The following is a 15,093-nucleotide window of genomic DNA, read 5'->3' on the forward strand; positions in this document are numbered from 1 at the left end:
GTCGCGGCTGCGCGAAACGACCTGCAACTCTGAGTCATGCTCTGACATAGGTGTCCACCTCCGTTTGGTGGACACATGCTGGCCTCTCAGAGCGTCACTGGGTAGACGTCGTTAGTCGATCGCATACGATGAAACGGCTTGAGCGTGGCCGCTTCATCTGGCCGCACGCGGATGGAGGTGTCGTCTGCCTGAGCCAGGCGCAGCTGTCCATGCTGCTGGAAGGCATCGACTGGCGTCAGCCGGTGCGCACGGCGGCGCCGACCTCTGCGTTGTAAACCTGCCGGCCGGCGCGTAGACTGCCGGCATGACGATGGCGAACGCGTACCCGGATGACATCGAAGCGCTCAAGGCCCTGCTGCTTGAGCGCGATGCCCGTATCGGTCTTCTGGAAGACGTGGTCGAATCGCACAAGGCAGCAACGGCGACGGACAAGGCAGAAATCGAGCATCTGAAGCTGCTGATTGCGAAGCTGCGCCGCATGCAGTTCGGCCGCCGCTCGGAGAAGCTGGACCACCAGATCGAACAACTCGAACTACGCCTCGAAGAGCTCGAGGCCGACGAAGGCGCAGCCCCCGTCGAGATCCCCAGGACGCCACGCACGGCGCCGGAACAGGTACAACGCAAGCCGTTACCGGAACACCTGCCGCGCGAGATCCAGACCCATTGGCCCGAATCCCGTGAAACTTGCACGGCGTGCGGTGCGCTGATGAAGCCACTTGGCGAGGACGTCTCGGAACAACTCGAATATGTGCCGGCGAGCTTCCGAGTCATCCGCCATGTGCGACCGAAGCTGGCATGTTCGTGCTGCGATCACATCGCCCAGGCGGCTGCGCCGAGCCGCCCCATCGAGCGAGGCATGGCGGGGCCGGGACTGCTGGCCCACGTGCTGGTCTCGAAGTTCGCGGATCACCTGCCGCTCTATCGGCAGTCGGTGATCTATGCGCGCGAAGGCGTCGAGCTGGATCGCTCGCTGCTGGCGAAGTGGGTGGGTCACAGTGCGGCGCTGCTGCAACCGCTCGTCGACGCGCTGCGTCGGCACGTCATGGCGGCAACGAAGCTCCATGCCGACGATACGCCAGTGCCGGTGCTTGCGCCGGGCAATGGCAAGACGAAAACCGGACGGCTGTGGGTCTACGTGCGCGACGATCGGAACTCGGGAGACGTGACGCCGCCGGCGGTCTGGTTCGCCTATACGCCGGATCGCAAGGGCATCCACCCGCAGCAGCATCTTGAATCGTTCAACGGCACACTGCAGGCCGATGCCTACAGCGGTTACCAGGCGATCTACGAAACGGGACGCGTCGCCGAAGCAGCATGCTGGGCACATGCCCGGCGGCAGTTCTACGAATTGCACGCGGCTCGCCCGAATGCGTTGAATACCGAGGCGCTGGAACGCATCGGCGCGCTATACAAGGTTGAGGAAACGATCCGGGGCAAGCCGCCCGACGAACGCCGGGCGCATCGGCAAGCCCACGCCCGGCCACGGCTAGATCGGCTCCACACATGGCTGACGGCGATGTTGGAGACGCTCTCGCGCAAATCCGACACGAGCCGGGCGATCCTCTATGCGCTGAATCGGTGGGACGCGCTCACGCGCTATTGCGATGACGGGCGGCTCGAGATCGACAACCTGCCGGTCGAACGCGCGCTGCGCGGGGTTGCCATCGGGAGGCGCAATTACCTGTTCGCGGGGGCGGACTCGGGTGGCGAACGCGCCGCGGCAATTTACAGCCTGATCGGCACGGCGAAACTCAACGGCGTCGATCCCGAGGCTTGGCTACGCTTCGTTCTTGCACGCATCGCAGATCACGCGATCAACCGCGTCGACGAACTCATGCCCTGGGCCGTCGCAGACAAGATCTCTACACCGGCATAAACGCCGCTGGCGTCAAGACGGCACTGGCTACTCGCTTACTACCGTTTCGCTGGTTGTGACACTTCATCGTTGGAAGAAGTCGACTTAAAAATCAAAGAATTTACATCTGGCATGAAATCGGCCTATGAGCGCTGGCTGGAAATCGAGTACGGACCCTCATCAGCTCCCTCGGAACACGACACAGTGTGAGCTTGGCAGTATAAAAATGCCAGCTGACGAGTCGTTGCACTAGTCCACTCGCAAAATCTGTGGCTTAATTTCGAGTGCGATCTTTTTCCCAGTTAACTCGATTTTCTGCTTTGTGGAGAGCTCGCATTCCCACGCAACGAGAACCCTCCATCCCAGTTCGTTAAGCTGGGCGGTGACACGTTTGTCTCTACCGACATTCCTCTCGAATTTCTCCATCCAGAATTGCGTGTTGCTCTTGGGAATGGTGGCAATACTGCACCCAGCATGTCGATGCCAGAAACAACCATGGACAAATACAACAGTCTTGTAACGTGGAAATACTAAGTCAGGTTTTCCTGGAAGACCGGCACCATGAAGGCGAAAGCGTAACCCCAGTCGGTGCAGGGCTCTCCTCAGTGCGAGTTCGGGCTGGGTGTCCCTCCCTCGAATCAGGGCCATCCTTTCCGAGCGCTCTCTGGGAGAAAGGAAGTCGACCATCGTGTTGTCCTACGTATTCACCAGGGCAACCTTCGACAGTTCGTAGAATGGCGTCCCCCTGATGAATTCCCCAGCTACGTCGTGCGTCTTATAGAGACATTCGTGCAAGCCCAGCGCCTTGATACGCTCAGCTACCTGTTGCAAGGCGGTCGGATCGTTCAAACCAAGCGGCCCGAGATCCTTCCCGGATATGTTCGGCACCTTGTGCAGAAACCAGGTGAGCAGCATCTCACGGTAATCCGTGGCCCCAGCCTTGAAATGACTCAAGTACTGGGATGCAAGGATAACGCCCATGCCGAACTCACGGCCTTGCAGCAATACTTTTCGCAAGACATCGAACTCGTATTGCATGATGTTGTCCGCCTCGTCCACGAGGAGCATCGAATCCACAACTCGCATGTCCCCATTCATCCCGAGAAACGGGCGCTTCGGGACCTTCAGCATGCGCTCATAGAAGACGTTGAGCATGATTGCAACCAACATGTTCTTGGTGCGATCGTCCTGACCAAGGTCGTTCAACGCAATGACCACCACACCTTTGAGGAATTCGTCCGATCTGATAATCGTGGCGCGGTCCTCGGCGAACAGCTCCATGTCGATGATGTCGCCAAGGATGCCTGAAAGAGAGTCAACGCCACCTTTCAGGGCTGCCACATAGTTGCGGTGAACATCGTGAATTGTTGGATACGTTCCGTCCGTGTACGCCTTGTATGCATCCTTGATCGCGTTCTTCAGCCTGTCACGTTGCACTGGTCCGATACCAGGATAGATTTTGTCCAGTACATCTGCAAAGAAGCGGTAACGTTCCAGCCAAGGGCTCACGGCTTGTGATGAGGCTGAGAGGTCAAACAAGTTTAACGGCAAGTTGTGTGGACTGATCACACGTGCGCCTGTGGCCTGAACAAAATCCTTGGCGCTGTAGTCCTTCTTGTAATCGAAGATGAGGACATTTGGCTTGATGCCCCTGTTCCCCCCTCCGCCGTTGGCGATTTGATAAACAAGCGACTTAAGCAACTGTGTCTTGCCGGTGCCAAGGTCACCCACGACACCCATGTTCATTTGGTTGAGCGCTGTGTGGCCAAGATTGAGGTGACAGACACGCGACTGGAAACCATCTAGCGTATCCCCAACCCTCAGATCAAGACCCGTTTGGCTCGAGTCGTTAGCGACGCTCCCTGCGGCCTCAACCCGCATCTCCTGTTTGGACGCCGGCGTCTGTGGCCCATTCAATTCGGCGGCACTAAATTTCGACTGTTGGCCCGTGCCCCCGTCGTTCTTCGTTGCAGTCACCGTTACCGAAGAATCTTCCGACGCCACCAGCACTGGTGCCCGTTCGTCCAAGGGCACAGTGGATGTAGGCATTGCCATATCAACAGTCGTCACTGACGGCAGCAAGTCCCAATCGGCCAATCTGTCCCTCATCGACTGGTAAAAAGCAGAGGCCTGGCTACGAACAATAAGGCTCGCGTCAAGCTGCGATAGTTCGATCGTTTCCGGAAAGCCGTCGTTGTCCGTATCGCGTGCGCTACTCGGGTTGGAGCCATCGATCACGATCAATCGCCCATGATCGTCTACTTCCACTGCCATTTCGGAGGAAAGAATTGCTTCCATGACCTTCGATTGCAAGTCAGACCATTCGCTCGCGCGACCACTTTCCGCCAGATGCTGGCTGTATACACGAAAACCATAACCAATCATCGAAACAATCAAGTTCTGATATGCCAACCGCCAAAGCAACAATTCCTGATCGTCAGAATAGATCTGCTGCAATGCCTGCAATAAGTGTGACAATGACCTTGCTTGCCCTAATGCCTCCTGTCGCAATGCAACAGTCATCTGCTCTCCGCCACTGCGGTTCTTCACTTCGACCGGCGTCAATTTGCACCTGACAGACGAATCACTGATCATCAGACCGACCACGACGAGATCCGGGCGATGCATGGTTGGCTTCTTGATGGCCTTGCCAAGGTCGTCTAGATAGCGCTGAAATGGATCTACGGGAATTACCAGGGCGACATGGTGCACACCGTCCTTTTCCACCCATGGCTTCAATAAGCCGTCGTCCCCACCAGATGCCCTGAAGCTATCCTGTAGCAAACGGGTAGCGACAAACAGGCCTAGCTCCCCAGTGGCTCCGGAATTGCCTGCCGACAGCCCGCGTACTGTCGGAATGCCTCGTCGTGCCACTTCTTGAACGATGGTGGATAGCTCGTCGCGCGAGAAATCATCACACTCTGGCAGGCGCCGTAGCACTAACCGCATCATGTCGATATCCAATTCATCGATGCTCGAAAGCAGGTAGTAACCGTTGCTGTCGCCTGACCTGCCGGAATACGACGGCAGCTCGTAGTCCCAAAGATATGTGCCTTTAAGCCAGTTGCCAAGGAAGCAGGCTGGATCCACCGACGAGGAGGAAACGGCCACAAACTCCGCCTTTTCCAACGAGTTCTTGACAGCATTGATACTGGGTGCAAATACATAACCCATAGGGCTGGATGCCCAACCCTCTAATTTCACGATTGCGTTGGCCGTATTGTCTGCGATGCCATCGCCAGAAATACATGCCGGGCCAGCGACGCGTGATTCACAAAGGAATTGCCCGCCACCCGTTTTTTGTTGTTCTCGGATCCTTGCCCGTACTAGACCACCCACCCCAAGTGAAGACGATAGCCTCGTCGGCAAGGCAGCGGCATTCGAGGTCTCCAGTTGCGCAATGATGGCAAGGTCGTGCGAATTGGTCGACTCCGGGGCCGAATACCACTGGAGAGCGTTGGAGGTATCTTCGGCCAGATTCGCGATCTCAGCATCATCAGGGCGCACGTCCTCGCCCCTTTCGTCGAATACGTGAATTTCGCTCGCACCAATGCTCAATGCACTGCGACGGTCGCTACCTTCCCCGAAGAAATGTGCGCGGCCCCAAGACAGGATGCCTTCATTACAAGCGTTGCTCTGGCCAGCTGCACTGGAAACCAAAACACCAATGACCGGCTTGGCGACAAGCAACGCGCAGATATCATCCATCGCGCGATGGACCTGAGAAACACTAAAACCACTGGAGATGCCACCAACCAACAGCCCCATCTCGCGATCAAGTGGTGCTGATGCCCCGAATTTGGCCAGTCGATCCAGTCGGCTGGTGTTCCATAGAATGCCCCAATAATCGGAGTTACACTCCACGGAGAAGTACACGACATCATTCATGCCACCGGTCGCGTCGCGTAGCGGTAGCACGATGACGTCGGGCACGCAGTCCGAATCCATGATGCTAGCTGCAGGACAAGGTAGCTTTCTGGACGCCAGATACATCGCACGTTGCGCGAGGCATTGCCAAGCGAATCGAATCGGGTGAAGCGGCGAAACAACAATCGCGTTCGGGATTTGCTCCAGCGTTACGCGATCGCTTTCTAGTTCCATCACTAAACCGATATCGCACCAGCACGCTTCCGCTGGTGAAGAAGAGAGCCAATCAAGGTAGGAGCGGATATATATATCAACCGCCGACTCGAACTCCTTATCTGTCACCAGCAATTCACCGAGGTTGGCAGATTCGACCAAGTCATTTCCATCCTTCCCACGCACCTTTGCGGCAATAGCCTTCCTTGCTGCAATGAAGGCCTCTGGTGGCTGCATCTCGGCCGGTGTCGGCCGGGGATCGTTCAAAAACCTGCCAGCCGAGAAAATCGTGTCGTCGGGCGACGACCATTCGCGCCGCCGCCATTCGGATGCGTAGTCCGGGGCAAGCACGAAAGGATAGTAGGATTGCCCAATGCAGGCCTCGTCTAGCATCCATCCCTGCAATTGCGCACTTCGCGCCTGACTGTTTGCGTGCACCGCCCGCGGTACGCGTCCGCCATCGCGTCTGGAATTACGCGCGAGATGGAACTCAAAGTAACTGTTGCACTCCTCCGCATCAGATTCGTCAGTTAGCAGGCAAATGCAGACTTCCTCTGTCTTGGATGCCCCCGGACGTTGCACGTCGAATTTATAGAAACGCTCGCCACCGGCTTCTACTTCCATGCCAAACTCGCCATCGGTCACACGCCCGATCCGCGCCGGCTCGACGTCGTTATCCTCGCTGCGGCATCGAGCCTCCGTGGAAACAATCTCCACGTCCGGGCGGGTATAGATGTCCAGATAGTGACGTCCGACCCCAGACATCTCCAATGTCGTCTCGATGGTCTTTCCCGAAATGAGTTTCGGAACTTTCGCCTTGTTCGCAGTACGCGAGCAAACAACTAGCCCCGGCTCCCAGGAGGCCAATGAAATCAATTTGACGGTGGTTTTTCTGGCGTCGAGTCCTATTACCTCTGCGACATACCTCACAGGGGTCTTGTGCAATGGGATCGAATCGTCCTTGAACTCTAGCACGTCCTTTCCGGCCAGAATCCATTCTCTTTTGTTTGCTGCGCCCCCGGGTGCCTCACGGGTTACGCGGACTTGCACGTCTATTGCCCCTTCTGGCACCTGCACCTGAATCTGGATGCGAGCGACATCGCGGACCACGGGCACGAAACCTTTCATCTGAAAGGCGAGCGGATTCATGCAAGAAACTTCTATCTCTGCATTGACCACAGCCTCTTCCAGCAGGGACTCCCATCTCTGCAGTGTCAGTGCCTTCCACCAGCTTGGCGCCGGATTGACTTCGTCCGGTGCATAGAAGAATGGCATCGAGCGCTTCAATGAGGTGACAACCTCACATTTGTGACGAATATGCCTTAGAAAAGCATCCAAATGGATGATCTCTTCTTCGTCCCTCGCGCGATCCTTAAGTTGCTGAATGCCACTGCCCAGATTGACACTTTCGAATTTATCAACGAGCGCCTCGGAAATGGACACCTTGCGCTCGACGTCAATCTTCCCATCCTCGGATGGTGGAAACCCTGCGGCCAGGCTGACGCGAGCATCCAATTCCATGCCAGAATCGCGCAGTTCCCAAAGCCGACTTACGACTTCCCATGCGCTGATCCTACTTGTGTGATGCTGGTCAGCAGCATCCGCCGCCTCCACCGCCTTGTGGATTAGTTGGATTGCGCTCTCGAGTTGCGTAGGATCGCCGACACCAAGTCCTTCCCTCACCATTTCCTGGATGAAGGGGTCAGTCCACCAGGTGGAAATCAGTGCGCCACCTTCATTGGTAGCCGAGGCAACACCGAATGCCTTGCGAGTGGATTCATGAGTGTCACTTACCTGCCCTCCGGGGGCAACCAACGTCAGGAAGACACCACAGTTGGGGGCATTACGGATGCTGGCCAGCCCATGGAACGAGCTCAGCCCTGATTGGTCGACCCTCGCCACGCGGGCATCTTCTGGCACATGATCTACTTGGAGCACGACCGGATAGGAAATTTCCGCGCCGTCTGCTGCCTTGGCTATGAGCAAACTGCCATCACCGGCAAGCAACTCGAACACGTCCCTTAGCATGGCTGGCGGCGGTGCACAGAACACAGCGCGGCACTCCCGACTTCCGCCAGAGAGAGACAGGATTTCCGCAGCCATCCGATTCTTGACCCATGTGGCCATTGCGTGTGCAAGCTTGCTCAAGACACCACCAATTTCAGTTAGCAAAAGGAGGAACCAACAACATACCGCTTTCTGCGTCCGGACTATCCAGCACTAAACTCAGCATTCGTAACTGGCGGCCAAGATCGCTATCATTTAGGCCATGGAGGTCAAACTCAATACCATACGAAGCCAGATGCATAGCAAGTCGCTGCACTGAGCGTGGTCCATTTACCTCGTGCAAACAACAATGGGCCATAGCCAAAACCGATGCCGGCCCGAGCGTAAGAAGCCAAGGAGCATTCCGGGCACGTCCACGCTTCCTCAGGAAATATCCCTGATCGTAGCCGCGAAGCGTTTCGTCCATTGTCTGGCGCTGGCCCAGGGTATATAGCGCGAATTCCATCAAATTGGCGCCAATGCCTTTCTTGCAGGCAATAGTGCGAATTTCACTGTCATGCAGCTCGTGATACGAATCCATAATTCTTGCATCTACAAGTTTCTCTCTCTGAGACTCGATCGTCGCAATGAATGTCCGGATTTCTGCCACGGAGCTCAGGTTAGTGACAGGTTCGCCCATTTCCTCCAGCGCCCATAGCACCCGATTAAGGCCGAGTCTGGCAGACAAATATCTTGATGCATAGTCTCTGAGTGCAGGATGTGCCGGGTGGCCAAAGGAAAGCATTCGTTTCTTTACCGCAAGCATCTGCGAAACGATGTCAGCGTCGGAGGTAGGCACGTTCGTGATGCTCCCCTCGACAACACCACGCACAACCCGCCAGATCCTGTCGCTTACATCACAAAGCCAAAGGACATGGCTAACCGTACCAATTCGTAACACCGCCTCCAACAAACTAATCCACTGGCGCCGGGTCATAGCGGACTTGGCACTAATGATGCCCCTCAAGTCAGCCACGAACTGCTTGGCTGGATATTGAAATAAAGCACGATCCTCTGTTGGAAACCCATCGAGCAACGGCAACCCATTTGGTTGCCAAATAGAACTAGTGTTTCGGCGAAGTTCAAACTCCATTTGGAGCCAACACGCCCAAACATCGTCATTGTTGTTGACGCATAACGCCTCGTGGAGATGCTGCCATGTCTTGGCTGCGGCCTCATTGGACGGCGCCCCCATCTGGATGATTCTCTTGACGAGTTGCCCCGGGGTCCAGGGATGGCCACTCAATCTAGGAGCGCCCGAATACAGTGCTGTATCGGGCACCACTGGAGAAAGCGACATGAAACGCTTCGACGATTGCTGCGACACCTGGGGACTTTGGACAAGGCGATCCAGAATAGTGCGCCAGGTGTCTGGTTGAACGGCGCCATCCGCAGCCTCCTTTTTCCGCGCTTTATCCGCTGCCTTCCTCAGATCGTCCCCGAGGCCCTTTACTTGCTTCTCGGTGACATCCTTGAATCCCGATGCCCGATAGAGCGAAGACAACACTACCTCGCCTGTTGAAAACTCGGGAGCCGGACGAATGTTGAACACCGAATCTTCGAATGCACTGTGCGACACGGACCACGGTGCCTCGATAAATCGCTGCACCGACATCAGGCTTTCTCCTTGTGGACGAGGAACGTCCCAAAATTACGCACGATAACGTCATCCCGGATTCCAAGGCGAATTTCACTTCCCTCGAGTGCCTCTTCGTTGCGCACGACGGCACCTGCCAATTTTGCGCGCGTGGTATCCAAAAGTGCCACGACCGACCGAGGTAGCGATGCTGGCACCATTCCCTTTCGCAATGACTTCGTTGCCTTGAAGAGTTCATAGGTGAGCGCAACAGGCTGTGCCGTCCTGCCTGTGCCAACACTCAGAAATCGCACCGGAGATCTTGGTCGATTGCCATCAGGTGGCATTGGCATGGGTCGGACCTTTTGTATATCGGTCGTCAACATTACTCTACGCTCCGGTGGAGGAAGAGGTTCACCAAATGTCGTATTCAAACTAACGAGGAACCGCCGATCCTTGTTCAGCAATCCTTCTACTTGCTGTGTGGCAAGTTGCAAGGCAGAAATGCTGCCATTGAGAATCTGATTGAATTCACCCAAAACATCGGAGTCCTTGGTGATGCCAGACCTCACCCCGATAGATCTGCGTGCAATCCTGCAGGCGACAAGCCTAATAAATGCCTGGATGCGCCCAGCAACAGCAGGTTTCCGGCGCCAGATGGATTCATCCGAAAGATAAGTGTCCGCTGATTCAAGCACCTTGAACAAATCAATCTCAAGCACCGACAAGCATTGGTACTTCTGAAGAAAAATCCGTGCGTCCTTAATGGAAAGACTGAACCTCCGGTCCAACTCCTCGAATTTGATCGTGGTATTAGCACTAACAGCCACATTCAGATTTGGACTAGCGAACGCAGGATCAAGATAGCTACTCATTCCGACCAACTGTGTGCGTAAGGTAGTAGTAGACTCTCTTCGTTTGTCGAGTATCAGAAACTGCAGCAAGCCAGCAAACACTGGGTGCCCATCTAGTTTCAGGTCCTTGATGTCATTCCTGAGCGCAACAGCCTTCTCTACAGGCCATTCCCCGAAAAGCGCATGTTGGTATTGCGTGGAAACCAGCTTGAATAATCCTCGGATCCGCTTCGTCTCCGCCTTAATTGGGTCCCGTTCTTTGGGGAACAGCAATGATGCGGCCCAACTACACGGCCTGTAGCCTCCACTAGCGGCCGACTCAGTCGTCCCCGCAAGCATGAAGGCAGTCAGCGAAAAGAGGTCACGAAAATTCCATCGCTTCCCGCTGGCGAGCTCGAACCAACGCAGCATACGTATGTACGAGGAGCGATGTGGCTCACCTGCAAGCAGTTTCCTATTTGTACAGAACGGGCAATGATCGCCAGCATCACAATGCCCGAATTCTGGCCAATCCTGCTCCCGGATCGCTACATCTAGTATTTGACGTGCGGCGGACGTAGATTCATTTGATTCATCGACTAGCGACTCTACGTCCATTGGCCAAACCGCGAATCCTGGGTAGGCATCCAGCGGCCAGCAGTCGATCCCCTTGGCGCCCGGAGAGGCGGACTGAACCACTTGCTTGATCAATTCGCCCACATCTGATTCACCCCGTTCAGTAGACAGGATCAGCGCGTCGTCCAACACCCCACGGTTCACGCAAGCCATGTATACATAGCCTTTGCGGTCTTCTAGGAGTCGACGTATGTCATTGCAAAGGTGTTCAGCTGGAGTCGTGCTGTCATCACCCTCTCCCTCGGAGCCATCTTGGACGATAGCGATCTCCGAGATCTGGCTGCGGTCCGGGAACTTGGTCCTGCGAGCCCGAACAAGCCGCCCGGGCATCCCGGCTTCCCCTGAATAACTGTCCGCGAATTCTGCTAGCAAGGCACCATCAAGCCGCATCGCCGCGTCGAGTTCCCCGATCGTGTACTCGATGGCTTCGGTTTTACCGTTGCCAGGCCCCCCGATCAGAAGGACCGCCTTGGGCGTATCCTCGTTGCCACTGGCTATGTCTCGCGCCCAGTGAGACAACCGCTCGAGCAAGCGGGTTTTGATCACCCCCCCCGACGGACGACCGCTCCCGCCATAGAAGAGCTTTTTGACGCCCCCTGCCTTGTCCCCCGACCAATCCAACAATCTCTCAGGATATTTATGCATTACTTCCCCGTAAGGTCAGTCACGCCCGCAGAAACCCTCTGGAGCATTCAGGCATAGGGGACGACTCGATTGCTGGTCGCTCAATCATTTCCCCTCGCGCACCCCTATGCAGCAACGGCCACCGGTTCTTGTTGGCTTGCCGCGCTGGATTGACTACTGTGTGTTGATGCTTGTTCTAGCTTGCCAAAGATGTGAACGACTGCGAGACCAATTGCCTCGGCGAGCAAGGGAGGAACCGCGTTGCCTACCTGGGTATACCGAGGGCATTCTTTTGTGCGTCGAGTCCCCCCAGTCGTGAATTTGCCGCGAAAGTGGAACCAGTCTGGGAAGCTTTGAAGCCGGGCGCTTTCCCGCACGGTTAGTATCCTAGGCTCACAATAGTGGAGCACGTCATCCGGCAATGTCGTAATCGTCGGGGCAGGTTCCCAAGGAGACATCGGGAAGATCCTATGCTTCTTGAGTCCGAATTTTGCCCGATTTTTTTCGTTCATCCGAACGCCTTGCGCGCATTCTTTGATGATCTTCTTGAAACGCGCCTTCACGTCGTCCCTGTGTCGTGCGAGACGCATACTATCCATGGCATCGTTGCGGCAGTGTTTGTGCATCAACCGCTGGTAATTTGTCTGCGTTCCACTGTACACGGCCTCCTCGAATCCATTGGGAGAGGCAGGATCTGTGCATGGTTGCGTGATCGTGTCACAGACTAACAGGTCCGAAATCGCGTCTTCTACGGAAATCAGCTTAGTTTTTGGCAAGCCATGCTTGGCCAGCATCTCGATACGCATGGAATCGAGCACCTCGAAAACATGCGTACCCGCCTCCTCAAGCTGGGATGCTAGATCCTTCTTGATCCCAAAAACTATTAGCCTAGAACGACGCTGCGGGACGCCGAAGAGCGATGCGTCTACGATCTTGCCGTAAACAGCGTAGCCGATAGCTTCGAGGCTTTTCTTTAGCTTGTCATAAAACGATTCGGCCGCTTGTTCCCTCGCCCCGTCGTCTCCCTTCTTGCTGGAGTGTGCGACCATCATTCCAGGCACATTCTCGAGAATCAGGATAGATGGCTTGATGGCATCCACGACCTGTACATATTTTTCGAAGAGCTGATTGCGTGGGTCGTCCTCTTGCCGCCGACCGGCAAAGCTGAATCCCTGGCATGGTGGGCCTCCGGCAAGTACCTGAATTTCTCCTTGCAGTTTGACAAGGTTCGTGTAGTGCTTGTCTAGCAGATCGTCTATTCCCCAGGCTTGTTGTTCTAACCAAGACGGCCATGCAAACTTACTGATGGGAACTTTCCTGTCACCGAGAAAATTCTCGGCGAAGGTCTCGAAGGCCATGGGGTCGCGCTCCACGGCGAAGTGCCCCTGTAGACCTGCCATGGATAGGCCTAGCGATAGGCCACCACAGCCCGAAAAGAGGTCAACGAATTTGTACTTGGGCATATCTTGGATGGTTTTTCCCTGGCTTTAGACTGCACGGCATGCCTGCTCAGCATGTCCAAGGTTGCCAACAAAGGGGTCATGTTGTCCTGATAGGACCATCCGGAAACGAAACCTTATTGACGAAGGTCGCTGATTTTACATGGTTGCTCCGCACCGATGCTAGTCACCAAAGAGGCGGACCCTTCCCGGAAAGTTACTGTATGCATATACAGTAATACGCATCCTCTGGCAAGGCGTTGTTTCACGCATAGAAACATGCCGGGCTCTTGTCGTTACACTGCATAGATCTCACGTGACAAAGAACGGCGCCCCTGACCGAGGCGAGTTTCAGAGTCACGTCGTCATTCGACAGGTGCCTCGGCGTCACGCCATAGATCCATTTGATGTGTGGCCGACCCCAGCTCTACGCCGCCGATGCAACGGCGCCTCAGCACAATCGTACGGCCAGCCAATACGTCTTGACGACCGAGTTTAGGCGGCGGTCGAGAGAGGCTGCCAGCGATGCGGCAGCAGCGCATCGATGTCGCTGGCCTTGTGGGTCGGCAAGCGTGTGAGGACGTCCTTCAGATAGGCGAGTGGATCGAGCCCGTTCAGTTGCGCCGAGCGAATCAGGCTCATGATGGCGGCCGCGCGCTGACCCGCGCGCAACGACCCGGCGAACAGCCAATTGCGCCGTTTATGCCGATCTCGGCATAAGAGGCGCAATTACTTGTTCGCGGGTGCAGACTCAGGTGGCGAGCGCGCTGCCGCGATCTACAGCCTCATCGGCACGGCGAAACTCAACGAGGTCGATCCCGAGGCGTATCTGCGCTTCGTGCTCGCGCGCATCGCAGACCACGCGATCAACCGTGTTGACGAACTGATGCCGTGGGTCGTCGCCGATCAGCTTCGCGCAAACGCCTGAAGATCCAAAGCGCCTGTCAAGACGGTGCTCGTGCAGCGCTTACTGCGGGCCAGTCTGCCAGAACCCTGCAGACGGCGGAAGCGAAACTGTTTACGTCCCGCCGGACTCAGACGACACGGATCACGCCGTCCTCGCCGATGCGTTGCCACGGCAAGCCCAGCACCAGGCCGGCGAGTTGTTCGTGCGTCAAGGCACGCTGCTTGGGTTCGCTGCCGAGGTGCGGCCAGGCGAACTGCCCCTGGTTCAGGCGTCGGGAGGCCAGCCAGATGCCCATCCCGTCGTGAATCAGGACCTTCATGCGGTTGGCGCGCCGATTGGCGAACAGATAGGCATGGTATGGGTGAGCTGCGCCGGACACCTTGACCACACGCGCCAAGGCCGTATCGAAACCGGCGCGCATGTCCAGTGGATCGACCGCCAGCCAGATCTCGTCGACTCGGATCACCGCAGCCACTCACGCAGCCAGGCGGCGCACTGGGTTGCCTCGGATACCGGCCAACTCACCGTGATCGACTGATCTCCCCGGCGCACCTCGATGCGGTTCTCTGGCGAATGCGGACTCGGCGTTCCCAATGCCACCGGCACAAAGGCTGGCAGTGACGGTGGCGTGGCCCGGTGGACGACCCAGCGGCCGCTTCGGAAGTCGACCTTCCGCCTTATCGATCCAGCGCCGCAGCAGATTCGCGTTGAGCCGGTGTTCCAGCGCGACCGCCGACCGATACGCCGATTCCCTGGCAGGCCGCAACCACCTGCGCCTTGAACTCCTCGCTGTAGCGTTGCCGACGACGACGCTCCGGGAGTGATTCCGATTCGATAGTGTTCACGTGTCCGCTTATCGTTAGGTGGACACGATACTCCCAAGCGTCTCGGTCAACTCAAGACGGGTTGGCTGGCTGCTTACAGACGGTGGGCGTGGGTGGCGCGGGTGGCCCCACGCATTTCCGCCGCCCCAATGCAAAAACCCCCGCCTTTTGGGCGGGGGTTTCTGGCTTAGGGGAGCCTGACGATTACCTACTTTCACACGGGAATCCGCACTATCATCGGCGTAGAGTCGTTTCACGGTCCTGTTCGGGATG

The 15,093-nt window shown here is 56.4% G+C and carries 9 protein-coding genes and 2 pseudogenes; 3 read left to right on the forward strand and 8 right to left on the reverse strand.

What is annotated here, in order from left to right:
• Window positions 1–128: 128 nt before the first annotated feature.
• Complete coding sequence (tnpB, locus tag G3N94_RS33950; protein WP_205798186.1) at window positions 129–275, forward strand: IS66 family insertion sequence element accessory protein TnpB; 147 nt, start codon at window positions 129–131, stop codon at window positions 273–275.
• Between the two features lie 35 nt (window positions 276–310).
• The gene (locus G3N94_RS33955; protein ID WP_205798203.1) at window positions 311–1,876 is read left to right on the forward strand and encodes an IS66 family transposase; all 1,566 of its coding nucleotides are present in this window, start codon (window positions 311–313) and stop codon (window positions 1,874–1,876) included.
• A gap of 228 nt (window positions 1,877–2,104) precedes the next feature.
• Here the strand turns inward: G3N94_RS33955 and vsr are convergent, their stop codons facing one another.
• The 6 genes and pseudogenes from vsr to G3N94_RS33985 all read right to left on the reverse strand — a co-directional run.
• Entirely contained in the window at window positions 2,105–2,542 is a 438-nt protein-coding gene (gene vsr / locus G3N94_RS33960; RefSeq protein ID WP_205798188.1) for a DNA mismatch endonuclease Vsr, read from the reverse strand.
• Between the two features lie 9 nt (window positions 2,543–2,551).
• The gene (locus tag G3N94_RS33965) at window positions 2,552–8,083 is read right to left on the reverse strand and encodes an ATP-binding protein (RefSeq protein WP_205798191.1); all 5,532 of its coding nucleotides are present in this window, start codon (window positions 8,081–8,083) and stop codon (window positions 2,552–2,554) included.
• Window positions 8,084–8,096: 13 nt separating this feature from the next.
• Complete coding sequence (locus G3N94_RS33970; RefSeq protein ID WP_205798193.1) at window positions 8,097–9,596, reverse strand: hypothetical protein; 1,500 nt, start codon at window positions 9,594–9,596, stop codon at window positions 8,097–8,099.
• Window positions 9,596–11,671 carry a hypothetical protein gene (locus G3N94_RS33975; RefSeq protein ID WP_205798195.1) on the reverse strand — a complete coding sequence of 692 codons (2,076 nt, stop codon included), beginning with the start codon at window positions 11,669–11,671 and terminating at the stop codon, window positions 9,596–9,598. Before G3N94_RS33975 ends, G3N94_RS33970 begins: the two co-directional genes overlap by 1 nt.
• A gap of 104 nt (window positions 11,672–11,775) precedes the next feature.
• Window positions 11,776–13,113: a DNA cytosine methyltransferase gene (locus G3N94_RS33980; RefSeq protein WP_205798197.1), complete on the reverse strand. Its 1,338-nt coding sequence runs from the start codon at window positions 13,111–13,113 to the stop codon at window positions 11,776–11,778.
• Window positions 13,114–13,584: 471 nt separating this feature from the next.
• Window positions 13,585–13,788: pseudogene (locus G3N94_RS33985) on the reverse strand (transposase domain-containing protein); the annotation flags it as partial.
• Between the two features lie 22 nt (window positions 13,789–13,810).
• Between G3N94_RS33985 and G3N94_RS33990 the strand changes: the two are divergent.
• A pseudogene (locus tag G3N94_RS33990) lies at window positions 13,811–14,017 on the forward strand (transposase domain-containing protein); the annotation flags it as partial.
• Between the two features lie 106 nt (window positions 14,018–14,123).
• On the opposite strand, the gene tnpB (G3N94_RS33995) reads toward G3N94_RS33990, so the two are convergent.
• Both tnpB (G3N94_RS33995) and G3N94_RS34000 read right to left on the reverse strand, forming a co-directional pair.
• A complete protein-coding gene (tnpB, locus tag G3N94_RS33995) occupies window positions 14,124–14,471 on the reverse strand; it encodes an IS66 family insertion sequence element accessory protein TnpB (RefSeq protein WP_205798199.1) in 348 nt (115 codons plus the stop codon).
• A gap of 202 nt (window positions 14,472–14,673) precedes the next feature.
• The gene (locus G3N94_RS34000) at window positions 14,674–14,841 is read right to left on the reverse strand and encodes a hypothetical protein (RefSeq protein ID WP_205798201.1); all 168 of its coding nucleotides are present in this window, start codon (window positions 14,839–14,841) and stop codon (window positions 14,674–14,676) included.
• Window positions 14,842–15,093: the final 252 nt, after the last annotated feature.

It is taken from the genome of Burkholderia sp. Ac-20353, assembly GCF_017104785.1.
Taxonomy (GTDB): domain Bacteria; phylum Pseudomonadota; class Gammaproteobacteria; order Burkholderiales; family Burkholderiaceae; genus Burkholderia.

Coding starts and splice junctions, on each gene's coding strand:
- G3N94_RS33955 (WP_205798203.1), top strand. CDS start 311: ATGGCGAACGCGTACCCGGATGACATCGAAGCGCTCAAGGCCCTGCTG.
- G3N94_RS33980 (WP_205798197.1), bottom strand. CDS start 13,113: ATGCCCAAGTACAAATTCGTTGACCTCTTTTCGGGCTGTGGTGGCCTA.
- tnpB (WP_205798186.1), top strand. CDS start 129: ATGAAACGGCTTGAGCGTGGCCGCTTCATCTGGCCGCACGCGGATGGA.
- vsr (WP_205798188.1), bottom strand. CDS start 2,542: ATGGTCGACTTCCTTTCTCCCAGAGAGCGCTCGGAAAGGATGGCCCTG.
- G3N94_RS33975 (WP_205798195.1), bottom strand. CDS start 11,671: ATGCATAAATATCCTGAGAGATTGTTGGATTGGTCGGGGGACAAGGCA.
- G3N94_RS33970 (WP_205798193.1), bottom strand. CDS start 9,596: ATGTCGGTGCAGCGATTTATCGAGGCACCGTGGTCCGTGTCGCACAGT.